Below are 24,203 nucleotides of genomic sequence, written 5' to 3' on the forward strand. Positions count from 1 at the left end.
GTGCGAAGAAGGGTTAACGGTGTTCGAGGGCGCCGGGCACAGCCTCGGCGGTCTCGTCGGAAAGGGGAAAACGCCAGGCGCAGGGCAGTGCCAGCAGGATCAGCAGGCCGGTGGCCACGAACACCTCGCTGATGGCGGATGACATGCCCGCCTGGGCCTGCACGCCGCCATCGATCAGGCGGAACTCCAGCCACAGCGAGGCGATGACAATGCCCAGGGACGACACCAGGCGCCGCGATATGTTGTTCATCGCCGCGCCCTGGGTGACCATCGGCTCGGGCAAGGCATTCAGCCCGGCGGTGGTCACCGGCATGTAGGACAGGCCCAGGCCCGCGCCGCGCAGCATCATCAGCGCGAACACCAGGCCGATCGCCGCATTGGCCGGGAGCAGGCCCAGGGCCAGGGTCGACAGCCCGGTCAGCAGCAGGCCGATGGACACCACCCGGCGCGGCCCGTGGCGATCCAGGGCGCTGCCGCCCATGCGCCCGAACAGACTGGCGAACACCGCCGTGCACAGCAGCGCCAGGCCGGTCCAGATGGCGCTGTAGCCGAGCACCGTCTGCACCAGCAACGGCAGCAGCACCAGGCACTCGAACATGCCCACCGACTGCACCACGGCGATGATCACGCTCAGGCGGTAACCGCGCAGGGCGAAGATCCGCAGGTTGAGCAGCGGCGCCTCGCGGCGCAGCTCCAGACGGACAAAGGCCACCAGGCACAGCAGCGCTACCAGCAGCATTCCCAGGTTCATAGGGTTGGCCAGCGCGGCAGCGTGGTGCAGGCGGCTAATGGCAATCATCAGCAGGCCGATGCCCGAAGCGATCAGCAGGTAGCCGGCCAGGTCGAACGGCTTGCGCTCGGCCGGCTCGGAAGCCGGCAAGACCGCGAGGCCCATCAGCAGCGCGACGACGCCGATCGGCACGTTCATCAAAAACAGCGAGCGCCAGCTGAACCACTCCAGCAGCAGGCTGCCGCACAGCGGGCCCACCGCCGGCGCCAGCATCACCGCCGCGCCCCACAGGCCGGTGACCCGGCCGCGCTCGTCCTTGGCGTACACCGCGAAGATGATCGCCAGGGACAGCGGGATCATCAGCCCGCTGGCGATGCCCTGCACCACCCGCGCGGCGATCACCAGGGCGATGGAATCGGCCAGGGCACCGAGCAGCGAACCGCCGATAAACAGCGCCACGCCCCACAGGTACAGGCGTCGCCGACCCAGGCGCTGGCTGAGGAAGCTGGTCAGCGGCATGGTCATGCCCATGCTGGTCATGAAGGCCGCGACTATCCAGGTGGCCATCAGCGGGCCGATGGCGAAGGCCTGCATGAACGCCGGCAGCGCCGGGTTCAGCGAGCTGTTGTTGAGGCTGACGGTCATAGTGCCGAGCAGCACGTTGACCACCACCCAAGCGCGCGGTGCCTTGAAACTCACAGAGCGGCTCCTTCGAGCAATTCACCCTGGCGCAGGAAGTGCTGCGCCGGCCGCGGATGGCAAAGGAAATCGGCGTGGGAAATGTTGTAGCCATAGGCCCCGGCCATCGGCAGCACCAGCAGGTCGCCGACGCTGACGCCCTTGAGCGGCTGGGCCCGGCTCAACACATCCTTGGGCGTGCACAGCTGGCCGACCACGGTCCAGGCCTGCTCCGCGCTGTGCGCCGGCTGCGGCGTGCGTGGCAGGTGAATCAACGGATGGTCGTGGCTCTGCGCCGCGGGCAGGCGGAACTGGTGGGTGCCGCCGCGGCACACCAGGAAGTGCTCGCCGTGGCTGGTCTTGGTGTCCAGCACTTCGATCACGTAGTAACCGCAGAAGGCGCTGATAAACCGCCCGGGCTCGAAGCGCAGAATCGGCGCCTGAGCGCCCTGCTCCGCCAGCCGGCGTTCCAGGTAGCGGCACAGGCGCTGCCAGTCGAACTGCTGGCCGCTGAGGTAATCGACGCCGATGCCGCCGCCGACATTCAGGTGGGTCAGGTGCTCGGGATGCGCCGCCAGGGCCTTCCACAGCGGCCAGCGTTGCAGATAGAAGTCCAGCAACTGTTCATGGCGCTCCACCGACTGCTGGTGGGACATGGCGTGCACATGGAAACCCTTGAGGCGCAGATGGCTGGCGCGGTCGACCCTTTGCACGGCCTCGGCCAGCTCCGCCTCGTCGATGCCGAACGGCGTGGCGGTGCCGGCCATGGCCAGCCGGCTCGACTGGTTCTGCGGCAACTGCGGGTTGATGCGGATGAACACCGGCTGTACTCGCCCTGCTTCTTCGGCCAGGCGTTGCAGGCGCTCGATCTCGTTGAGGCTTTCCAGGTGCACCGCTTCCACCTGATGGGCCAGGGCCGCGCGCAGGTCGGAATCGAGCTTGCCGGGGCCGGAAAACACATAGGGCTTGCGGGTCGGACAGGCCACCACCCGCTCGATCTCGCCGCCCGAGGAAATCTCGAAACCACTGACCAGCGGGGCCAGCGCCGCCAGTACCGGCGCCTCGCTGTTGGCCTTGATCGCGTAATACAGCTCGACCCCGGCCGGCAACGCCGCCATCACCTGGCGCACATGGGCCTGCAAGGCATCCAGATCGTAGATAAAGGCCGCCAGCGGGTCGGCACTGCCGGCCCGGGCCTGGTCGATGGCGCGCAGGACTGCCTGGGACAACTCAGCCATAACGGGCCTCCTCGCTCCATGGCGAACTCAGGTTGACGTAGCCGGCCTGGCGGTCGGCCTTGGCGGCCAGGCGCACCTTGAGATTGGTCTTGCAGGCAATCGGCTGGCCGGCGATCAGCGCGTCCAGTTCCGGCGCCGGGCGTACCAGCTCGTCACGGATGCGCCGCAATTGCTGCTCGACCCGTTGCCACATCAGCGGCGCCAGGTGCGGGCGTTCCCAGCTCAGGGCCAGCACCGCTTCCGACAGGTTGTTGATCAGCAGGCAATAGGTGATGCGGCTCCAGCCCTGCTCGCGGGAATACAGCAGCGACTGGCGCACCCGCGGGTGCAGGCCGACCTCGATCTGCGCCATGCCCAGCTCATCGGTAAGCTTGACCCCCTCGAAGTCCCGCAGCAGCAGCTGTTGCGGCTGGCCCTGGTCGTGGATCAGCACGCTGTTCTGCAGGTGCGGCTCCATCACCACGCCGTGGTTGAAGAACAGCGCCAGCACCGGCCGCAGCAGCAGCGCCTGGTACTGGTCGAACCAGTCCACCAGTTGCTCGTCCGTCAGTTCACTGGCGTTGAAGCCTTGCAGGAAGTCATGCACCAGCGGCCGCGAATGGATGTCGCGGGCGAACAGGGTGCCGGCCATCACGCTGCGCTCGGCGCCGGCGCGGCGGCAGAAGTTCTCCCGCAGGATCGCCCCGGTCTGTTCGCGGAACCAGTGGGCGTCGGCTTCGCTGGCCTGCAGCGGCGCCCAGCTCATGGAACCCGGCTCGGCCACCGCCGACAAGCCGCCCAGGGTTTCGGCCTGGGTCCGCTGCAGGCGCTGGAACAGCTGGTCGATGATCAGCGTGCTTTCCAGCTCGTACCAGGCGTTCTTGCGCACGCAATTGGTGATGCGCACGTTCAGCGAGCCCTTGATGAAAAAGTCGTGGTCCTCGATGTACCAGGTGCGCATCGAGGCCGTCGGGCTGGCGAGCGGCCCAGTCGGCCCGTGGTCGATCACCTCGCCCAGTTCCAGCAGGCGCTGCACGCGGCGGTCCTGCATGAACAGCTCGGCCTGCACCGGGTGCATACAGATCATCGCGTGCCCCGGGCGCGCCCGGCCCTGGTCGGCGAAACCGGCCATCACCTGCTCTTCGCTGAGGCCGCTGGCGGTCACCCGCAGGCCCTGGCGCGGCACTTCGAACAGGTGCAGCGCGGTCTCGGCCTGGAATTCCGGGGCATAGGTTTCCTGGGCCAGGTGTGCCGGCCACAGCCGCGCCTTGGGCGCCGGATGGTTGGGGTGGCCGAACCACAGGCCCTGTTCGCTGGCCAGGTAGCCGCTCAGCGGCGCCGGGCCCTGGCCGTCCATGTTGTGGGCGACGATGGCGGCGGTCAGCGACTGGCTTTGCAGCACTTGGTCCAGCAGCTCGTCGTTGCTGGCCCGGGTCATGTGTTCGCAGGCGCCGAGCAGTTGCTCGACGAACTCGGCAAAGGCCAGGCAGCGCCAGGTCTCGCCTGCTTCGCGCCGGGCATACACGTCCGACAGGTAACGGTGGCTGCCCAGGTGGTCGCGGCGGTCGACCATGACGAAGAACTGCTGCTGGTTGGGCAGGTCGATGGTCAGCGGGATGCCCTTCCATTCCAGGCCGTCCAGGTAACTGCCGGGGGCGATGCCCTGCATCTGTGTCGGCCAGCTGTAACTGAGGCAGTTTTCCGGCAAGGCGAACTCTTTGATCAGGCAATTGAGCAAGGCGCGAGTGGTCGCCAGCTCACTGACCATCTTCGATAAAACATGCTTTGATAAAACATCGCGATCTGAATAATTCATACATGCTCCACAGTAGCCCGTGCGGTCACTGGCTGCGTACTGTCGCGGCAAATAGTTAGTTGCTATTCGGCCATACCGAAAGCCGACAGATACCCGTCAAACGAACTCGTCCGCCTGCACTTTCCTGCAACCTTTAACAAGAAAAACCTGTCGCCTGACAGTTATTCAACCAAGACTTAAAAGTGTGAAAAACGACACACTTTCATCGAATACGCTTCATTTCAAGAACAGCACTTCAAGCACGTGCCTGCAATAAGGCGTCCGCCATTGCGCGAGTAAATCGCTGGATAACTTGCTGGCACTGTTCGTCGTCGACGACCAACGGCGGCAACAGGCGGATCACATTGCCGCGACGTCCGCCGCGCTCCAGCAGCAGGCCCTGTTTGAAGCAGTGCTGCTGGATGGCCACGGCCAGGCCCGGGTCCGACGGGAAATGCCCGTGGCGGTCGGCCGGCTGGCGTTCGTCGACGATCTCGATGCCCAGCATCAGGCCACGCCCGCGCACCTGGCCCAGGGCCGGATAGCTCGGCTGCAAGGCCATCAGTTGCTCCTTGAGCCACTGCCCGCGACGTTCGGCCAGGGCCGCGATGTTCTGCTCGCGCAACACTTGCAGGGTCGCCAGGCCCGCGGCCATGGCCATCTGGTTGCCGCGGAAGGTGCCGGCGTGGTTGCCCGGCTCCCAGGCATCGAATTCGCGCTTGATGCCCAGCACCGCCATCGGCAGGCCGCCGCCCACCGCCTTGGACATGACGATCATGTCCGGCTCGATGCCGGCGTGCTCGAAGGCGAACATCTTGCCGGTGCGGGCAAAGCCGGCCTGCACCTCATCGAGGATCAGCACGATGCCGTGCTGGCGAGTCACTTCGCGGATCGCCCGCAGCCAGCTGGCCGGCGCGCAGTTGACCCCGCCCTCGCCCTGCACCGCCTCGAGAATCACCGCCGCCGGCAGCGACACGCCGCTTTCCACGTCTTCGATGAACTGGGTGAAGTAATGGGTCAGCGCCTCGACCCCGGCCTCGCCGCCGATCCCCAGCGGGCAGCGGTATTCGTGGGGGTACGGCATGAACTGCACGCCCGGCATCAGGCCGGCGATGGCGTGCTTGGGCGCGGTATTGCCGGTCAGCGCCAGGGCACCGTGGGTCATGCCGTGGTAGGCCCCGGAGAAACTGATGACGTTGTGCCGCCCGGTATGGGTCTTGGCCAGCTTCAGCGCCGCTTCCACCGCGTCCGCCCCGGACGGCCCGCAGAACTGCAGGCAGTAGTCGCGGCCCTGGCCCGGCAGCAGGCTGAGCAGGGTTTCGCTGAAGGCGTCCTTGACCACGGTGGTCAGGTCCAGAGTGTGCATGGGCAGGCCCGAGGCCAGGAAACTGTCGAGACTGGCCATGATCGCCGGGTGGTTGTGCCCCAGGGCCAGGGTGCCGGCGCCGGCCAGGCAGTCCAGGTAGGTCTTGCCTTCGACGTCGGTGACCCAGACCCCATGCGCCTTGGCGATGGCCAGTGGCAACTTGCGCGGGTAACTGCGCACATTGGATTCGAACTTGCCTTGCCGGGCCAGATAGTCGGCATTGGTTTTTTGCAGAGGACTAGTGCGCAATATGCCATCATTCAACATCTGTTCACCCTCGTTAAATTCGACATGCAAATTATTATCATTAATAAAAACGCACAACTACTTATTCAAACTTATTTGGAATAGTCGCATGACACTTGCGGATATAAGTTAACTATCGCGCCCACGCCAAAAACCAAGTTGATAAACTTGGTAAAACGTCATTTATGACGTATGAAACTGCCATGTTATTGCCATCTTTCCGACAACTTCATTAGTTGCCATTAAATGGCCAACACCTCATTCAAGAGGCGAGCAAGTTGATCAACTGATAATGGGCATACTTTCTTCCTCGACCAAAGGAACCGGTCATGACCAACACGGCGGTGCGCCCTTCCCTGTGGCGCTTGTCCGCATCGCTTCTTAGAAACCCACGGTTGCCGAGAGCAACAGGGTCCGTGGCGTCGCCAGGGTCAAGCCCGGCTCGCTGTCGTCCGAGGCCCCGGCCGAACTCCAGTAACGCTTGTCCAGCACGTTCTCGACATTGGCGCGCAAGGTGATGTCCTTGTCGTCGAGCTTGAAGGCGTAGCGCGCGCCCAGGTCGAAACGCTCCCAGGAGTCGATTTCCTTGCTGTTGGCCTGGTCCAGGTACTGCGAGCTGGAGTAGATGCCGCGTGCGGTCAGGGTCAGGCCCTGGACCTTCGGCACGTCCCACTCGGCCCCCAGGTTGACGTTGTACTTCGGCGTGGCCGGCGCGCGATTGCCGTCGAAGGTACCGTTGGTGGTGTCCTTCAGTTCGCTGTCGATGTACATCACCCCGCCCAGCAGGCGGAAGCCCTTGAGCGGTTCGCCGAACACGCTGAGCTCGACGCCGTCGTTCTGCCGTTTGCCGTTCGGGCCGAAGACCCGGGTGGTGGCGTTGGTCTCGTAGGCCGGCTGCTTGATGCGGAACACCGCGGCGGTCAGGGCGAAGGCCCCGGCGTCGTACTTGGCGCCGGCCTCGACCTGGCGGCTGATGAACGGCGGGAAGATTTCGTCTTCGTTGATCGAGGTCGACGGCGCGATCTTGCCCTGGCTCAGGCCTTCCATGTAGTTGACGTACAGCGACAACTGATCGGTGGCCTTGAACAGCAGGCCGCCCGAAGGCGAGACCTTTTCCTCGTCATAGGCGGTGTCGCCTTTGACGCCGTCGCTCCAGTCGTCGACCTTGACCCGTTGCCAGCGCGCGCCGAGGGTCAGCAGCAGGCGGTCATCGAAGAAGCCCAGGGTGTCGGACAGCGCCACACCGCTGAAGCGGTTCTCGGTGTAGACCTTGGGGTCGAAGCGCGTCGGCCGCGACGGGGTTGGCGTCGGCCGTGGGTTGTAGAGGTTGCTGGGAGATGCGGCATAGCGCGCGCCGCCGTTTTCGAAATCCATGTAGAAGTAGCTGGCCGCCAGGTTGACCTCATGGCTCACCGGGCCGGAGTGGAACCAGCTGCGCACGCCCGCCGTGGTGGTGCGCACGTTTTCGTCGCGAGTGAAGTCGCGCGGCTGCACGCTGAAGTCGCCGGCGTCGTTGGTGATCGACACGGCATGCCGGAGGAAGTCGTGGTTGCTTTTGCGCGCGCCGACGCCGCCGTACAGCATGATCGAGTCGTTGACGTCGTATTCGGCATTGACCGTGCCGAAGGTGTCCTTGGTGCGTGCCTTGCTCCAGGACTGCGCATAGTTGTGCCGCACGTCATCCGCGTCCGGCACCTTGGCGTTGGCGCCTATCTGCACCCGCTCCTGGGGCGCGTCGGTGTCGCGTTCGGTATGGCCGATGTCGGTCGACAGGCGCAGGCGTTCGCCACGGAAGTCCAAGCCCAGCACCGCCATCTCGCGGTCGACGCTCTGGTGATCCCATTCGGTGTCGCCGGACTGCTTGACCGCGTTCAGGCGCACGCCGAACTTGTTGTCCTCGCCGAAGCGCCGGCCAATGTCCACCGCGCCGCCCACTTGGCTGTCCGAGGCGTAGCTGCCGGTGAGTTCGGTAATGGGCTTGTCGGTGGCGCGCTTGGGCACCACGTTGATCCCGCCGCCGACGCTGCCCCGCGGCGAGATGCCGTTGATCAGTTGGGTCGGGCCCTTGAGGATGTCCACCCGGTCGGCCATTTCCATGTCGATGGTGTAGGTCGGCAGCACGCCGTACAGGCCGTTGTAGGCGACATCGCTGTTGAACAGGCTGAAGCCGCGGATGGTGAACTGTTCATAACGGCCGCCCGCCGGGTTGGTGGCGCGCACCGAGGGGTCGCTGGCGATCAGGTCGCCGAGGGTCCGCGCCTGCTGGTTCTTCACCACCTCGCTGGTGTAGGTGGTCATGCTGAACGGCGTTTCCATGAAGTCCTTCGAACCCAGCAGGCCTTGCGAGCCACGGCGCGCCACCTGGCCACCAGCGAAGACGTCGCTGTCGGTCGCGCCGCTGGCGCCGAGAATCGAGGTCGGCGCCAGTTGCAGGCTGCCGCCTTGCGGCGCCGGGGTCAGGATGTACGCCTGCTCACCCACCGGTTGCAGTTGCAGGCCGGAGCCTTGCAGCAAGCGGGCAAAGCCCTCCTCCACCCCGTACTCGCCGGACAGGCCGCCGCTGTTGCGGCCGCTGACCAGCTGTGGGTCCACCGACAGGTTGACCCCGGCGAGGCCGGCGAAACGGGTCAGCGCGGCGCTCAGCGGGCCGGCCGGCACCTGGTAGCTGCGCCGCGCAGCGTCGTCGGCCCAACTGGCCTGGATGAATAACGGGCTGGAACTGAGTGTCAGGATGAGGCCCAACTGCAACAGTCCGGGGGAAACCGGACGCAAACGGTATGGCAATACTACGGGCATGGGAGGAAGCTCTCGTTTTTTTGTTCACTTACCTGGAATGACCGGCGAGGCAAAAAAAAGGGACAGGCTTCAGCCAATATTTTTTTGCGGGGTGTTTGTCGGCGGGGTTTCTTTTGCCGAAGTCAGGGTGACCCAATAACGGGTGCGCGAATGCACCTCCAGCGGCAGGCTGGCGGCCAGCAGCGACAGCACGCGGTCGGTGTTGTCGAGACGGAAGCTGCCGGTGACGCGCAGGGCTTCCAGTTCCGGTTCCCAACGCAGCAGGCCCGGGCGATAACGACCGAGCTCGCGCAGGAAATCCCCCAGGGGCTGGTTCTGCGCCATCAGCACGCCGTCGCGCCAGCCCGGCAACTGCGCGTCGAAGGCATCGATCTGCCCGGCGCCGTCCACCCACAGCCGCACCCGCTGGCCTTCGCCCAACTGCAATTGCGGGCCGAACAAGGGTTGCAGTTGCACCGAGCCGCTGACCACCGACACCCGGCAATCGTGTTCATTGAGGCGCACGCAGACTTCGCTGCGGCTGACGACGATGCGGCCATAAGGCGCCTGGATGGTCAGCGGCGCGCTGCCGGTGACCTTGAGCGCCATCTCGCCGCGCACCAGGGTCACCTGCCGGGCGCCCAGGTCGACGTTGACCGCGCTGGCGGTGTTCAACTGCAAGGCGCTGCCATCGGCCAGGGATAATTTGCGATGTTCGCCGGTACCGGTCTGCAGGTCGGCGCGCCATACGTCCAGGGGCAGTTGGCGCCCCAGCAGCCAGGCAGTCGGCACCAGTGCGGCGACGCCGAGGGCGCGCTTGAGTACCGCGCGCCGCGACGGCTCGGGACGATCCAGGGTGGCCAGCGCCAGGGCCGAGGGCAGCGCGGAGAAACGCTGGCGCAGCAGCTGCGCTTTCTGCCAGGCGCTTTCGTTCTGGCTGTTGCTGTTGCGCCAGTGCTGCAGGCGCGCGTGATCGTCGGCGTTGGCCGCGCCGGACTCCAGCAGCGCCAGCCACTGGGCCGCCGCGCGGGCCACCTCGCGGGTTTCGCTGGACGGCGCCGAGCGCATCACAGCTCCACCAGCAGGCAGTGTTCGTAGGCCTGGGCCATGTAGCGCTTGACGGTGCGTTCCGAGACGTCGAGGCGTTCGGCGATCTCGCGATAACCCAGCCCTTCCAGCTGGCTCCAGAGAAACGCCCGGCGCACCAGGGGCGCCAGGCCGTCGAGCAATTCGTCGAGGGCTTGCAGGGTTTCCAGCAGCACCCAGCGCTGTTCCGGGGACGGCACGCTGTCTTCGGGCAGGCTGGCCAGCGCGTCCAGGTAGGCCTGCTCCAGTTTGCGCCGGGTGTAGAAGTTGCTCAGCAGGCGCTTGCCCACGGTCACCAGGTAGGCCCGCGGCTCGCGCAGGTCGACCAGTTGCTGGGAACTGGTGAGCACGCGCAGGAAGGTGTCCTGGCTCAGGTCCGCCGCATCCCAGGCGTTGCCCATGCGCTGGCGCAACCAGCTCTCGAGCCAGCTGCGATGGTCGCGGTACAGGGCATGTAGGCTTTGCTCCGGTGGCGTCGCTGCTTCAATCATGTCAAGAGCCCTGCGCGAAGGATCATTCAAATGAGACTGATTCTAATTAATATTCATAAGGCAAACCAAGTCCTTTCGTGTGATTGAGTTCTGGTTTTCGTCTGCTGGGGAACATCGGCGGGTGCTCTGGAACCATGGTCCCAGGGCTGAAGACATCCAGGTGAAGCACCCGGTCGGCTGCTGAAACAGCGCCCGGCCCCTTGCGGGCCGGGCACGGGCGCGCGCTTACACGCCCATCAACGGGTCGCTGATGCTGTGCGCACCGGTTTCCAGGCGCCCGGCCAGGCGCCGCAGCCAGCCGCCCTCGCCGCGCAGGGTCAGGTCGTACCAGCCGCCACTGGCCTGGCAGGCGAACATCTGGTGGACCTCGCTGCGCCCGGGCACGTCGAAACGCCATGGCCCCTGATGGGTGTAGGGGCAACGCTCGATGGTGATCGATACCGGCTCCTTGCCCGGGTTGCTCAGGGTCAGCTGCAGGTTGTTGCCGCGGCTGAACATCGATACCTCGGGCTGGCGCTCCAGCAGGTTGCCGTGGAAGCTGCGGTGGAAGCCGTTAGGCCCCAGCAGCCACAGCTTGTAGCGGCCCGCGGTCTGCCAGCTGTCCTTGAGCTGCTTGCCCGCCTCCACCGTATAGCGACGGGGAATGTCCAGCAGGTGCAGGCGATCGTAGACATGGAACACCGCGCCCTGCTCGCCGCTGTTCTGCAGGCTCAGGGTCAGGCTCAACGCCTTGCGCTTGGCCTTGGCCTCGACATTCAGCCGATACGGCAAGGCTCGCGATGGCCGGGCCACGCGCTGCTGCTGCTGCGGCAGTTGCTGGCGGCTGGGGTCCGGCAGCGGCACCTGGGCCAGTTGTTCCTGGCGCTGGCGCAACAGGTCCGCGGCCTGGCGGGTGGTGGTGTGCAGCGGCGGGAGGATTTCGCTGTTGGGATTGACGAAGTTGAAGGCCGAAGTCAGGTCGCCGCACACGGCACGGCGCCAGGCGCTGATGTTCGGCTCGCGCACGCCGAAGCGCTTCTCGAGAAATTGCAGGACCGAGGTGTGGTCGAACGCCTGGGAGTTGACCCAGCCGCCGCGGCTCCAGGGCGACAGCACCAGCATCGGCACCCGCGGGCCAGGGCCGTAGATACCGCCGTCCGGACGCGGTTGCTGGGTGGTCCCCGGTGGCGCCGGGTGGGTGAACACCTCACTGTCGAAATCCACCGTGGACTTGCCGGCGAAGCTGCCATCCAGGCGCCGCGAAGGTGCCGAGGGCGACGGCAGATGGTCGAAGAAACCGTCGTTCTCGTCGTAGTTGACCAGCAGCACGGTCTTGCTCCAGACCTCGGGGTTGTCGGTCAGCGCCTTGAGGATTTCCTGGGTGAACCAGCCACCCTGTACCGGGCTCGACGGCCCCGGGTGCTCGGAATAGGTGGCCGGGGCGACGATCCAGCTGACCTTGGGCAGCTTGCCCTGCTGCACATCGTTGCGGAACCCGGCGATCATGCCCTCCAGGTCGCTACCGCTGCGCGCCGGCAAGGTGTTGCCGTTGCCCTTGTACAGCGGCACCCGGGCATTCAGCGCATCGCTGTACGGCACGAAGGCAGTGAAGTCTTCCGGCGGCTGCGCCGGGTTGCCGGCCGCCACGCTGGCGCGGCGGTACTGGCGGAAACCGGCCAACGGGTTGTCGCCGAAGTTGTCCGGCAGGTACTGGTAGATCTTCCAGCTGACGCCCCGCTCTTCCAGGCGCTCGGGGTAGGTTTTCCAGGTGTAGCCGACGTCCACTGCGCCCGGGCCGTCCCATTCGTTGACCACCGCCGCCACGTTGGCGCCGGTCGGGCCGTTGGTGCCGGTCCAGTGGAACAGGCGGTTGGGGTTGGTCCCGGCGTGCACCGAGCAGTGGTAGGCATCGCACAGGGTGAAGGTGTTGGCCAGGGCGAACTGGAACGGCAGCTCCTGCTCGCGGTAGTAGCCCATGGACGTGTTGGTCTTGAAGGTCGGCCAGGCGCTCATGCGCCCGCTGCCCCAGGCCGCGTGCTCGTCGATCCACGAATGCGGCGTGCCGTTGACCCGCTGCGCGTTGCCCCGCGAGCTGTCCAGGTGATACGGCAACACCACTCGCCCGATGCCCTGCTGCTCCCACACCGAACGCTTGCCGGGCAGCGGGATGGTGAAGCGGTCGCTGAAACCGCGGACCCCGGGCAAGGTGCCGAAGTAATGGTCGAAGGAGCGGTTTTCCTGCATCAGGATCACCACGTGCTCGACGTCGCGGATAGTGCCGGTGCGGTTGTTGGCGGGGATCGCCAGGGCCTGGCGGATGGAGTCTGGCAGTAAGGTAAAGGCCGAGCCGATGGCGGCGGCCTGCATGAGCTTCCTGCGAGTGAGAGTAGGCATACGCGGTTGAATTCCTTGAAGTTACAGGGCGGGAAATAGCGACCCACGCAAAGTAGTGACCTCAAGTAACAAGCAAGTTACACGGCGGTTGCAGGCTGCGGTCAAGGCATTCATAGATCTTGATACAGCCGCATTAACTCTCTAAGCCGATGATTTTTAATTACATTTCTAAATAAAGAATATTTCGTGAACTTCATCCCGAGTTGCTCCTTGTATTCGGAAAAATGTGACGGCGTTCTGCTTTAATCCTATTTGCACAATGCCACTACTTCAGTTTGCAAGGAGCAATCATGGACTCGACCCAGCACTACGAGGGGGAAAGGAAGCGTATCGAGAACCGCCGTACTGCATTGGGTCTCAAATACCTTGCCGCGCCGGCCGGCCAGCCTCCCAGGATCTGGGGGCTGGCGCTGTCCGGGGGCGGCATCCGCAGCGCCACCTTTTGCCTGGGGGTGCTGCAGGCAATGGCCCGGGCCGATGCGCCGGAACAGGCCAACCCACGACCGTCGAAGACACCGCAAGACAACCTCACCACCACCCTGCTGCCGCGTTTCGACTACCTCTGCACGGTCAGCGGCGGCGGTTATATCGGCAGTTTCTTCTCCAGCCTGTTCATCCCCAATCGCCTGCGCCGGGAGCAGGCCCAGGAGCGCGCCGAAGCCTCGCACCTGTCGCCCGCCCAGCAAGCGGCCAGGACTGCGGCGGTCAACGCCTATCAGGTCCTGCACTACGAGCCGCCGGGACGTATCAGCACCCACACCGACTACGCCAGCGTCAGCGACAAGGACATCGGCAAGGGACCCACGGCCTGGCTCCGGGAGAACGGCCGCTACCTGACCCCGACCGGCTCGGGGGACGCGCTCTACGCCCTGGCGATCACCTGGCGCAACTGGCTGTCGCTGCACTTTGTCATCGGCATGCCGATCGTCCTGATCCTGTCGTTGCTGATGCTGTTGCAAGTGAAGTACCTGCCCAATCTGTTCCTGCTGCCCGGCGCGGTATTCCTCCTCGGCTTGCTGCCCTGCTGCCTGGCCTACTGGCTGGTGCTGCCGAAAAACAGCCTGAGCAATCCTCCGGCCCTGAGCAACCTGGCGGCCGTGGCTTGCACGGTGATGGCGCTGCTCTTCATCGGCATCTGGGCCCTGCTGCAACAGCCGGACGACAGGGCCAACGTGCGCCACCTGTTCCTCGGGTTCGCCGCCATCGCGCTGCTGGGCATCGCCTACGCCTGGCTGCTGATCTGGCGCCTGAAATACCGCACCCGCAAGGCCAACGACGAAGACGGGATCTTTACCGTGCGCAACTACCGGGTCGAGGTCACCCGGGTGCTGTCGCAGATCATCATGGCCCTCGGCGCGCTGCTGTTCGCCGCGTTCCTGGTGTCGCTCTCCGAAACAATCTACCTGCACCTGCAGACCCTGACCCAGGGCTCCATCGGCATTCTTCCACTGCTGATCTGGCTGGTGCGCCGCCTGGCGCTGTTGCGGGACGAGAAGAGCCTGCCAGACTGGCTGCGCCTGCTGCCCCTGGAGGTCATGAGCCTGGTCGGCGGCCTGCTGTTGCTGGCGGCGGTCTGCCTGGCGTGGATGCTGTTCGTGATATGGGTCACCGCCGATGGCAGCATCCGCCTGCAGGAAGACGGCTATGTGCTGCGGCTGGCCCTGCTGGCCGGGGTGGCAGCGGCCCTGACCTGGGTCAGCAGCCGCTTCGTCGGTTTCCTCAATACCTCGTCGTTGCAGTCCTACTACAGCGCGCGCCTGGTCCGCGCCTACATGGGCGCCACCAACGGCAAGCGCTTCGACGGCACGCCCGAGCAACGGCGCAAGCACATGAGCGTGGCCGAGCCACTGAGCAACGACGATATCAGCGTCGAGCACTACTACGGCACGCCGAACGCCGGCCCGCTGCACCTGATCAACGTGACCATGAACCTCACGGTCGACCCCGCCGAGCAACTGGTGCAGCGCGACCGCAAGGGCAAGCCGCTGTGCCTGGCGCCGGGCAGCGTCAAGGGCGAAGGGACCTTCATCCTCGATGGCAAGGTCTATCAGCGCGACCTGGAGAATATCCCCGCTTCGGAAATCGCCTACCCGCTGACCATCGGCCAGTGGATCGGCGTTTCCGGCGCGGCCTTCACCACCGGCCTGGGGCGCGCCACCAGCCTGGGCATGTCGCTTCTGCTGGGCCTGGCCAACGTGCGCCTGGGCAACTGGTGGCCCAGCCGCTTTATCGACGCTAAACCGGAAAAGCCCAGGCAATCCCTGGGCCTGAAGCTGTCGCGCTGGCTGCCGACCCAGACCTACCTGTTCTACGAACTGACCGCGCACTTCCATGGCCATCGGCGCGCCTATCAGTACCTCTCGGACGGCGGCCACTTCGAGAACACGGCGGCCTATGAACTGCTGCGCCAGGAGCGCCAGGTCGAGCTGATCGTGATGTGCGACTGTGGCTGCGATCCCGACTACCGGTTCGACGATCTGAGCAATCTCATCCGCCTGGCGCGCATCGACCACGGCCTGGAGATCAGGGAAGACGCAGAGATCGTCGGGGACGATGTACTGGGCAAAGTGTTCGGGCGCATGGAGGACTTCAAGATCGCGCCGTCGCCGGCGGACCCGCATTGCGCGCTGCTGCTCAACGTCTACGCCTGCACCGAGCCGGACACCCTGGTCAGTCGCATCCTGGTGCTCAAGCCCCGGCTGATCCCCTCGGTATCGCCGGATGTGCAGAACTACGCGCTGATCAACACGTCCTTCCCCAACCAGCCCACCGTCGACCAGTTCTTCGACGAGGCGCAGTTCGAAAGCTACCGCCAGCTCGGCTTGAGCATCGGCCAGCAGGTCTTCGGCAAGGGGGGCAACGGCGATGCCATCGCCCAGGCACTGTGGCGCTACCTGCGCGACCACCCTGTGGGAAGCGCGCACGAGGATGACCAGCCCAAGCCGCCGCGTCCGAGCCGCAATGGCCAGCGCCGCCCTTCGGCAGACAGGCCTCCCCGCGCATGACACTGGAAATGGCGCCGACCCTGCGGGCCCGCGCCCAGGAACAGCTCAACGCTGGCCGCGGCGCAGGGTCTCGCTCGGCAGTTCCTTGAACAGCGCGCGGTAACTGCTGGAAAACCGCCCGAGGTGCCAGAACGACCAGCGCATGGCCACCTCGGCCACGGTGGTTTCGTCCGGGCCGCGGCGCAGCAGTTCGCGGTGCGCACTGTTCAGCCGGCGCAGGCGCAGCCACTGGGTCGGTGCCATGCCGGCGAAGGCCTTGAACGCGCCTTGCAACTGGCGCAGGGAAACCCCGGCCACCTGCGCCAACTCCAGCAGGTTGAGGCTGTCTTCCGGGCCGTCCGCCGCCCATTGGGCCACCCGCTGCATGATCGCCCGCTCCTCGGCGCGCCGGCGCAGGCCGCCACCGTCCAGGCGCACACAGGCGTTGTCGAGGATAAACAGGCAGTCCTCCAGCAACTGCTGGGTCAGGGCTTCGCGGCTGGGTGGGTCGAGGGTCTGCGACAGGCGGGTCAGGGTCGTGCTGAGCCAGCGGCTGAACAAGGCGTTCTGCCCGCAGTTGAGCGGTGCCAGGAACAGGCCATCGAGGCGCTGCGCGTCGAGGCCATGGCCGCGGACGAATTCCGGGCCGAACACCACGGCGATTTCCTGGTAGTTCTCCGGGGTGATCCAGATGTTGCGGCTCTCGCCGTTGAGCAGGTACAGGGCGTTGTCGCTGCGATCGAAACAGAACGCCAGGGAGTCCTGCGGCGCGCTGAAATTCTGCTCGACCCGGGTGTTCATGCACTCCTCGTAGATCTGCACCCCTTGCAGGTCCAGATAACGCACCTGCCCGGCGAAATGCCCGGGCGACATCTGCTGGTAATGCTGCACCCAACCCGGGGTGGCACGGATCTGATCGGCCACATCGAAGGTGTTGAAGGCCTGGACCTGGAGAGCTGTCGACGCTGTCATGAAGGGACCTTGCGCACTCTTTTGGTGCGCTTTGGTGCTGCTTAAAGTGGATAGATGGAACCGCGAGGCTTGCCCAAGATAGTCGTCAACGCGCCACAGGGGAAGCCTTGATAGGCGACTCCAAGTGCTGGCGCGTCACCGACAATCATTGACGAGGTCCTTATGAATGCCCCTTTCGATCAGCTGTCTACCTGGCTGAAAGAACACAAGATTACCGAAGTGGAGTGTGTGGTCAGCGACCTGACCGGCATCGCCCGCGGCAAGATAGCGCCCACCAACAAGTTCCTGCATGAGCGAGGCATGCGCCTGCCGGAAAGTGTGCTGTTGCAAACGGTAACCGGGGACTTCGTCGACGACGACATCTACTACGACCTGCTGGACCCGGCGGACATCGACATGGTCTGCCGCCCCGACGCCTCGGGCATTTACCTGGTGCCCTGGGCCATCGAGCCGACCGCCATCGTCATCCACGACACCTTCGACAAGTTCGGCAACCCCATCGAACTGTCGCCGCGCAACGTGCTGAAGAAAGTGTTGCAGCTGTACGCCGACAAGGGCTGGCAGCCGATCGTCGCGCCGGAGATGGAGTTCTACCTGACCCAGCGCTGCGAAGACCCGGACCTGCCATTGAAGGCGCCGCTGGGCCGTTCCGGCCGGGCCGAAAGCGGACGCCAGTCGTTCTCCATCGACGCCGCCAACGAATTCGACCCGCTGTTCGAGGATGTCTACGACTGGTGCGAAGCCCAGGGCCTGGACCTCGATACACTGATCCACGAAGACGGCCCGGCGCAGATGGAAATCAACTTCCGCCACGGCGACGCCCTCGACCTGGCCGACCAGATCACCGTGTTCAAGCGCACCCTGCGCGAGGCCGCGCTCAAGCACAACGTCACCGCCACCTTCATGGCCAAGCCGGTGGCCGACGAACCCGGCAGCGCCATGCACCTGCACCAGAGCGTGGTCGACAGCGCCACCGGCAAGCCGATCTTCGCCGACGCCGAGGGCCGCATGAGCGAGCTGTTCCGCCATCACATCGGCGGGTTGCAGAAGTACATCCCCCAGGTGCTGCCGATGTTCGCGCCCAACGTCAATTCGTTCCGCCGCTTCCTGCCGGACACCTCGGCGCCGGTCAACGTCGAATGGGGCGAAGAGAACCGCACCGTCGGCCTGCGCGTGCCGACCTCCGGCCCGGAAGCCATGCGCGTGGAAAACCGCCTGCCCGGCGCCGACGCCAACCCTTACCTGGCCATCGCCGCCAGCCTGCTGTGCGGCTACCTGGGCATGGTCGAGGGCATCGAGCCGAGCGCCGCGGTGGAAGGCCGGGCCTATGAGCGGCGCAACCTGCGCCTGCCGATCACCATCGAAGACGCCCTGACCCGCATGGAAGAGTGCCCGACCATCGAGCGCTACCTGGGCAGCAAGTTCGTGCGCGGCTACGTGGCAGTGAAACGCGCCGAGCACGAGAACTTCAAGCGCGTGATCAGCTCCTGGGAGCGCGAGTTCCTGTTGCTCAGCGTCTGAGGCCTGCGCGATTCGGGCGCTACCGCGCACACCGTTGTAGCCGCTGCCGAGCCTGCGAGGCTGCGATCGATGGCGCAGCCATCGCCAGACCGTCGCACGCGGTGTACCTGATGCAACGCGGTGGCCGGGTTTACGACGGCTGCGCCGCCGATCGCAGCCTCGCAGGCTCGGCAGCGGCTACGGGGCGACGGGCTTCATGAATTTGGCAAACCAATAACAACCGCAAAAAGGGGTATCGCTATGCGTCTATGGAAATCAGTGGTTCCGCTGGCCCTGACGGTGCTGTTCGGCGCCACGGCCCAGGCCGAATCAACAGTCAGCGTGTACAACTGGACCGACTATATCGGCGAGACCACCCTCGCCGACTTCCAGGCCAAGACCGGGACCCGGGTCATCTACGACGTCTTCGACTCCAACGAAACCCTGGAGGGCAAGCTGCTGGCCGGGCGCACCGGCTATGACCTGGTGGTGCCGTCCAACCACTTCCTGGCGCGGCAGGTCAAGGCCGGGGCCTTTCTCAAGCTGGACCGCGCGCAGCTGCCGAACTGGCGGAACCTCGACCCGAAACTGCTGGCCCTGCTGGAACAGAACGACCCCGGCAACCAGTACTCGGTGCCTTACCTGTGGGGCACCAACGGCATCGGCTACAACGTCGACAAGGTCAAGCAGGTGCTGGGCATCGACAGCATCGATTCCTGGGCGGTGTTCTTCGAACCGGAGAATCTGAAAAAGCTCAGCCAGTGCGGGGTGTCGATGATGGACTCGCCGGACGAAGTGTTCCCGGCGGTGCTCAACTATATGGGCCTGGACCCGCGCAGCGAAAACCCCGCGGACTACAAGAAAGCCGAAGCCAAGCTGCTGGCGATCCGTCCCTACATCACCTACTTCCACTCCTCCAAGTACGTCTCGGACCTGGCCAACGGCAACATCTGCCTGGCCTTCGGTTATTCCGGCGACGTGTTTCAGGCCGCCAACCGCGCCAAGGAAGCCAAGAACGGGGTGAAGATCGCCTATTCGATTCCCAAGGAAGGCAGCAACCTGTGGTTCGACCTGCTGGCGATCCCGGCGGACGCCAGCAATCCCAAGGAGGCCCATGCCTTTATCAATAACCTGCTGGACCCGCAAGTGATCGCCAAGGTCAGCGCCTATGTCGGCTACGCCAACCCCAACCCGGCGTCGCAGCAATACATGGACCCCGAGCTGGTGAACAACCCCGAGGTCTACCCACCCCAGGCGGTGCTCGACAAGCTGTACATCTCCAGCACCCAGAGCCCGCAGACCATGCGCCTGATGACCCGCGCCTGGAGCAAAGTGAAGTCCAACAAATGAACCAGCACAGCCATGCACAACACACCCGCTCCTACTACGCCGCCTCGGCCAACGCCCTGCCGGACTACCCGCCGCTGAATGCCGACCTCAGCGCCGACGTCTGCGTGATCGGCGGTGGTTTCACCGGGGTCAACACCGCCATCGAACTGGCGCAGCGCGGCCTCTCGGTGATTCTCCTGGAAGCCCGGCGCATCGGCTGGGGCGCCAGCGGGCGCAACGGCGGGCAACTGATCCGCGGCATCGGCCACGACGTCAGCGGCTTCGCCCGCTACGTCGGCACCGAGGGCGTGCGTTACCTGGAACAGGCCGGCATCGACTCGGTGGCGCTGGTCGGCCAGCGCGTTCGCGAGCACGGCATCGACTGCGACCTGCGCTGGGGCTTCTGCGAACTGGCCAACACCCCGGCCCAGTTCGCCGCGTTCCAGGCCGAGCAGGAACACCTCGCGGCCCTGGGCTACGTGCATGAAACCCGCCTGGTCGCCCCGCAGGACATGGCCCAGGTGGTGGCGTCCTCGGTCTATGCCGGGGGCCTGGTGGACATGGGTTCCGGGCACCTGCACCCGCTCAACCTGGTGCTCGGCGAAGCCGCCCTGGCCCGGACGCTGGGGGTGCGGATCTTCGAGCAGAGCCCGGTGCTGGAGCTGATCCACGGCGACAGCGTGCGGGTGCGTTGCGCCAGCGGCACGGTGCGCGCCGCAAGCCTGGTGCTGGCCTGCAATGCCCACCTGGATGACTTGGAGCCGCGCCTTGCCGGCAAGGTACTGCCGGCGGGCAGCTACATCATCGCCACCGAGCCCCTGGCGCCGGCCCTGGCCGCCGAACTGATCCCGCAGAACCTGGCGCTGTGCGACCAGAAGGTCGGCCTCGACTATTACCGGCTCTCGGCGGACCGGCGCCTGCTGTTCGGCGGCGCCTGCCACTACTCCGGGCGCGACCCGGCGGACATCGGCGCCTATATGCGGCCGAAGCTGCTCAAGGTGTTCCCGCAGCTGGCGAATGTACGCATCGACTACCAATGGGGCGGCAAGATCGGCATCACCGCCAACCGCTTCCCCCAGGTCGGGCGCCTGCGCCAATACCCCAACGTGTATTACGCCCAGGGTTACTCCGGGCATGGGCTCAACGTCAGCCACTGGACCGCGCGCCTGCTGGCCGAGGCCATCCACGCCGGGCACAGCCGAGGCCTGGACATCTTCAGCGCAGTGCCGCACATGACCTTCCCCGGCGGCCCCGCCCTGCGCGCGCCGCTGCTGGCGCTGGGCATGCTGTGGCATCGGTTGCGTGAGGTGCTGGGCTGAAAGCTCAACGGGTTTACCCGCGGTTTCTCGGCTGAGGCGCCCGACGCCCTCGCCGGCTGTTCGCCCCGACCATTGCCACCCGGGCTGGCCTGAAGCCTCGACCAGTGCGAAGATGCGCGCCGCAAATCGGCTTGCTAAGGAATGGCATCATCAAAGCGCTCACTGCTCTCGTCCTGCTCGGCACACTCGCCCTCTCGGGCTGCGGCACCCTGATGGCCCGTGCCAGCAATCAATACATTTCCTACGACTTCTACAAAGGCACCCAGCAAAATATCCAGCTGCTGACCATGCGTGACGCCCGCGGCTACGACGGCTACGCCACTATCTACTGCTGGATGAGCATCGTCTGCCCGCTGGTGGCGGTGGTAAGCCTGCCGGTGGATGCGGCGGTCGATACCGTGCTGCTGCCCTACGACGCCAAGGGCGTTTATTACTGAAGCCGTGGCCGGTCGCTGGCGGCATGGGTGAATGGACTGCCGCTATCGCTGGCCAGCCAGGCGCCTACAGACGCGCCATTGCGACCCCCACGATTCTGTAGGAGCCAGCGGGCGGCGATCCGACTTGCCGGCGATGGCGCCATCAAATACGCCGCCGTCATCTCTGACAAGCACCGGCAAACCGCCCCCGCTCAGTCCGCCACCACTCGCTCGGCCACCACCCCACGCAACCGGCACGGCACGCCCAGGCGGTCGAGCCGTGGCCGGCCGAACAGGTAGCCCTGGCCCCATTCGCCACCGCAGGCCGTGGCCAGGGCGCGGTCGGCTTCGCTCTCGATGCCTTCGATGATCACGCAGGGCGCCAGGGTCTTGCACAGCTGCACCAGGTGTTTCAGGGTCTGCACGCTGTTGGGTTCGCTGCGGGCGCGTTGCAGGTAACCCTGGTCGATCTTGACCATGTCGGGGCAGGTCCGGCGGATGAACTCCAGGGTGCCGAGGCCGGCGCCGAAGTCGTCCACCGCCACCCGGCAGCCCAGCTCGCGCAGGCACAGGACAAACTCGATGGCCGCCTCGGTGCTCGGCGGCGTGGCGCTTTCGGTGATTTCGATCACCAGCCGCGCGGCCACTGAAGGGGCGTCGCGCAACTGCGCAAGGGTGGCGGACCAGAACGGATCGACGATCGCGCTCTGCGCCGAGATGTTGCAGCCCAGGCGCAGGTGCTCGTCGTCCAGCAGGCGCTCGATCACGCCCCCCACCACGCTGCGGTCCAGCTCGCGCATCAGTTGATGGCGTTCGAGCATGGCGAACGGGTAGACGCCATTGCCGGGCTGCTCGACATGGCGCAGCAAACCTTCCAGATACAGCACCCGGCTGGTGTCGGGCAGCCGCACCACCGGCTGGAAGGCCAGCGCCAGTCGCCCCTGCGCCAGTTCCCGATAGAAGTCTTTGACGCTTTGCATGACAGATCCGTAGTCGAAGCGGCGACAGCGCGCCGGGTGGGCTTGGCCAGGATGCGTCGGCGCGCCCGACGTGATAATGGCTCATTGCTATTTATGATCCCCCCTGCCCGGACGGCTCGAAAGTGTTCCCGGATACCTTTCGTTTGTCCTTGGAAACACCGCACCGCCCTTTCTCGACTGTGGCCCGAGGTTTATTGCGATCATGCGCCAGCGCCAATGACATCAATTAGCCACCAGTCCAGGAAGTACTATGCACAGAATGACCGGCACCAGTTTCCGGGTGCTTGCCGATGTCCTGACCGATGCCGGAGTCAAGGTCGAGGCCTTGCTCAAGCGCCACGGCAGCAGCCATCAGGAGACCTGTGAAAACCCCATGGGCGTCAGGCTGGAGCTGGTCTACGCGTTGCTGCAAGACGCCGTGCAGCTGTGCGGCAACCCGGACCTCGGCCTGCTGGCGTACACCAAGGCCCACCCGGCCAACCTGGAAGTGCTCGGCTACGCGCTGATGTCCGGCGCCACCCTGGACACCGCGCTGCAACGCCTGGTGGACTATCACTCGCTGGTCAGCAACGGCTTCTACCTGTGCCTGGAGCGCAGCCCCCAGGCCGTCACCCTGATCGGCTTCGACATCGCCCTCGAACCGGGCCTGGTGCCGCGGGCCTTCATCGATGCCGGCGCGGCGCAGACCCTGGGCCTGGTGCACTGGCTGCTGCCCGGGCACAAGCCGCAACCGCTGGCGGCGAGCTTCACCTACCCGCGCCCGCCCGACACCCGCGCCCTGGAGCACCTGCTGGGCGCCAACCTGCAGTTCGACGCGCCCTACAACAGCCTGAGCTTCAGCCCGCGCGATTGCGCCATGGCCCTGCCCAGCGCCGACCCGGCCCTGGACGTGCTGCACATGGAATACGCACGAACCCGCCTCAAGCTGCTGCTCGACGGCTCGATGACCGCGCAGGTAAGGCGGGTGCTGTCCGAGCGCCTGGCCCAGGGCGGGCCCAGCGACCTGCGGCATATCGCGCAGCTGGTGGGGGTCAGCAGCCGCAGCCTGCAGCGACGCCTGGGCAACGAAGACATGCACTTCTCGGCGCTGCTCGACGAGGCGCGGTTGATGCTGGCCCACAGTTTCCTGCGCAACTCGGCGCGCAGCGTCAAGTACATCGGCGCCCTGCTCGGTTTTCGCGACCAGAGCAGCTTTCACAAGGCCTGCCGCCGCTGGTTCGGCATGACCCCGGGGCGTTATCGCCAGGAAGGCTGAAGACAGCAAAACGCCGGGCACAAGTCCCGGCGTTTTTTTCAAGGTGCGGCAGCGCTTGCTCAGCGATGGCTGGCCTGCAATGGCGGCTGCGCCTGGGGCATGGCCGAGGAATGGTGGTTGAGGATCTTCCACTGGCCGTCGATGCGCTCGTAGAGGAAGGTGTAGCGCGCCTGGACCTGGCGGGTCGCGCCACCGGCCTCGTGCAGGGTGAAGGTGTAGACGCCGCTGTCCATGGCCGCATCCGCGCCCAGGTGGCGGATTTCCCGGTAGTTGATCTGGCCCACCGGCTTGCCCGCGAGGAAGTGCTCGAAGTAGTCCTGGATCTGCGCCGGGGTGGTGCGCACCTGGTTCGACACGGTCGGCTGGAGGATCGCGTCGGCGGCGTAAAGACTGGTTACGTTTTTTGCGCTGCCGGTTTGCAGGGCCGCGTTCCAGCGATCGAACAGGCCGGCGATCTCCCGGTCGCCCTGGTTCTGCGGCTGCGCGGCGACGGTGCGGTACACATAAGGCGTGGCGTCCAGGGCCTGGGCCAGGGGCGCGGTCAGCGCCAGCAACAGGGCAATGGCGGTGGTTGGCAGTTTCATCGGAAGGCTCCAGTGGGTTTCAATGCGCCCACTTTGCCCACCCGTTGCGGCCTCGCCATCGGCCAACCGGTGCCGGCGGCCTATGCCATTCGGCAGATAGGCCCACA

17 protein-coding genes are annotated in these 24,203 nt (G+C 65.6%); 6 read left to right on the top strand and 11 right to left on the bottom strand.

Translation table 11 applies throughout. The annotated features are described in order from the left end of the window. Positions 1-13 precede the first annotated feature (13 nt). The 8 genes from C4K27_RS16510 to C4K27_RS16545 form a co-directional block, all read right to left on the bottom strand. The gene (locus tag C4K27_RS16510) at positions 14-1,429 is read right to left on the bottom strand and encodes a DHA2 family efflux MFS transporter permease subunit (protein WP_053261300.1); all 1,416 of its coding nucleotides are present in this window, start codon (positions 1,427-1,429) and stop codon (positions 14-16) included. Beyond that, the gene (locus C4K27_RS16515) at positions 1,426-2,646 is read right to left on the bottom strand and encodes a type III PLP-dependent enzyme (protein ID WP_053261301.1); all 1,221 of its coding nucleotides are present in this window, start codon (positions 2,644-2,646) and stop codon (positions 1,426-1,428) included. The genes C4K27_RS16510 and C4K27_RS16515 overlap by 4 nt, the downstream gene beginning before the upstream one ends. Then, positions 2,639-4,441, bottom strand: coding sequence for an IucA/IucC family protein (locus C4K27_RS16520; protein ID WP_053261302.1), 1,803 nt, complete (start codon positions 4,439-4,441; stop codon positions 2,639-2,641). Before C4K27_RS16520 ends, C4K27_RS16515 begins: the two co-directional genes overlap by 8 nt. Before the next feature lie 235 nt (positions 4,442-4,676). Beyond that, complete coding sequence (locus tag C4K27_RS16525; protein WP_053261600.1) at positions 4,677-6,053, bottom strand: diaminobutyrate--2-oxoglutarate transaminase; 1,377 nt, start codon at positions 6,051-6,053, stop codon at positions 4,677-4,679. A gap of 360 nt (positions 6,054-6,413) precedes the next feature. Continuing rightward, positions 6,414-8,828 carry a TonB-dependent receptor gene (locus C4K27_RS16530; protein ID WP_053261303.1) on the bottom strand — a complete coding sequence of 805 codons (2,415 nt, stop codon included), beginning with the start codon at positions 8,826-8,828 and terminating at the stop codon, positions 6,414-6,416. Positions 8,829-8,897: 69 nt separating this feature from the next. Next, complete coding sequence (locus tag C4K27_RS16535; RefSeq protein WP_053261304.1) at positions 8,898-9,875, bottom strand: FecR domain-containing protein; 978 nt, start codon at positions 9,873-9,875, stop codon at positions 8,898-8,900. Next, entirely contained in the window at positions 9,875-10,384 is a 510-nt protein-coding gene (locus C4K27_RS16540; protein ID WP_053261305.1) for a sigma-70 family RNA polymerase sigma factor, read from the bottom strand. The genes C4K27_RS16535 and C4K27_RS16540 overlap by 1 nt, the downstream gene beginning before the upstream one ends. Before the next feature lie 225 nt (positions 10,385-10,609). Next, the gene (locus tag C4K27_RS16545; protein WP_053261306.1) at positions 10,610-12,757 is read right to left on the bottom strand and encodes a phosphocholine-specific phospholipase C; all 2,148 of its coding nucleotides are present in this window, start codon (positions 12,755-12,757) and stop codon (positions 10,610-10,612) included. Between the two features lie 290 nt (positions 12,758-13,047). Between C4K27_RS16545 and C4K27_RS16550 the strand changes: the two genes are divergently transcribed. Then, positions 13,048-15,762: a hypothetical protein gene (locus C4K27_RS16550; protein WP_053261307.1), complete on the top strand. Its 2,715-nt coding sequence runs from the start codon at positions 13,048-13,050 to the stop codon at positions 15,760-15,762. Positions 15,763-15,807: 45 nt separating this feature from the next. Here C4K27_RS16550 and C4K27_RS16555 read toward each other — a convergent pair whose 3' ends face one another. Further along, entirely contained in the window at positions 15,808-16,713 is a 906-nt protein-coding gene (locus tag C4K27_RS16555; RefSeq protein WP_007925420.1) for a helix-turn-helix domain-containing protein, read from the bottom strand. 162 nt (positions 16,714-16,875) lie between these two features. Between C4K27_RS16555 and C4K27_RS16560 the strand changes: the two genes are divergently transcribed. From C4K27_RS16560 to C4K27_RS16575, 4 genes are all read left to right on the top strand, one after another. Continuing rightward, positions 16,876-18,234 (top strand): glutamine synthetase family protein, encoded by a 1,359-nt coding sequence (locus tag C4K27_RS16560; RefSeq protein ID WP_053261308.1) that lies wholly within the window; start codon positions 16,876-16,878, stop codon positions 18,232-18,234. Between the two features lie 240 nt (positions 18,235-18,474). Further along, complete coding sequence (locus C4K27_RS16565; protein ID WP_053261309.1) at positions 18,475-19,563, top strand: polyamine ABC transporter substrate-binding protein; 1,089 nt, start codon at positions 18,475-18,477, stop codon at positions 19,561-19,563. After that, the gene (locus C4K27_RS16570; RefSeq protein ID WP_053261310.1) at positions 19,560-20,861 is read left to right on the top strand and encodes an NAD(P)/FAD-dependent oxidoreductase; all 1,302 of its coding nucleotides are present in this window, start codon (positions 19,560-19,562) and stop codon (positions 20,859-20,861) included. Before C4K27_RS16565 ends, C4K27_RS16570 begins: the two co-directional genes overlap by 4 nt. Positions 20,862-20,992: 131 nt before the next feature. Then, positions 20,993-21,298, top strand: coding sequence for a YceK/YidQ family lipoprotein (locus C4K27_RS16575; RefSeq protein ID WP_028684074.1), 306 nt, complete (start codon positions 20,993-20,995; stop codon positions 21,296-21,298). A gap of 191 nt (positions 21,299-21,489) precedes the next feature. Here the strand turns inward: C4K27_RS16575 and C4K27_RS16580 are convergent, their stop codons facing one another. Then, the gene (locus tag C4K27_RS16580) at positions 21,490-22,257 is read right to left on the bottom strand and encodes an EAL domain-containing protein (RefSeq protein WP_053261311.1); all 768 of its coding nucleotides are present in this window, start codon (positions 22,255-22,257) and stop codon (positions 21,490-21,492) included. Between the two features lie 250 nt (positions 22,258-22,507). Here C4K27_RS16580 and C4K27_RS16585 point away from each other — a divergent pair, with 250 nt between their 5' ends. Further along, a complete protein-coding gene (locus C4K27_RS16585; protein ID WP_053261312.1) occupies positions 22,508-23,512 on the top strand; it encodes an AraC family transcriptional regulator in 1,005 nt (334 codons plus the stop codon). A 59-nt stretch (positions 23,513-23,571) separates the two neighbouring features. On the opposite strand, the gene C4K27_RS16590 is transcribed toward C4K27_RS16585, so the two are convergent. Further along, entirely contained in the window at positions 23,572-24,096 is a 525-nt protein-coding gene (locus tag C4K27_RS16590) for an SgcJ/EcaC family oxidoreductase (RefSeq protein WP_007929021.1), read from the bottom strand. Between the last annotated feature and the right edge of the window lie 107 nt (positions 24,097-24,203).

The sequence above is a fragment of the Pseudomonas chlororaphis subsp. chlororaphis genome (genome assembly GCF_003945765.1).
Taxonomy (GTDB): Bacteria; Pseudomonadota; Gammaproteobacteria; order Pseudomonadales; family Pseudomonadaceae; genus Aquipseudomonas; species Aquipseudomonas chlororaphis.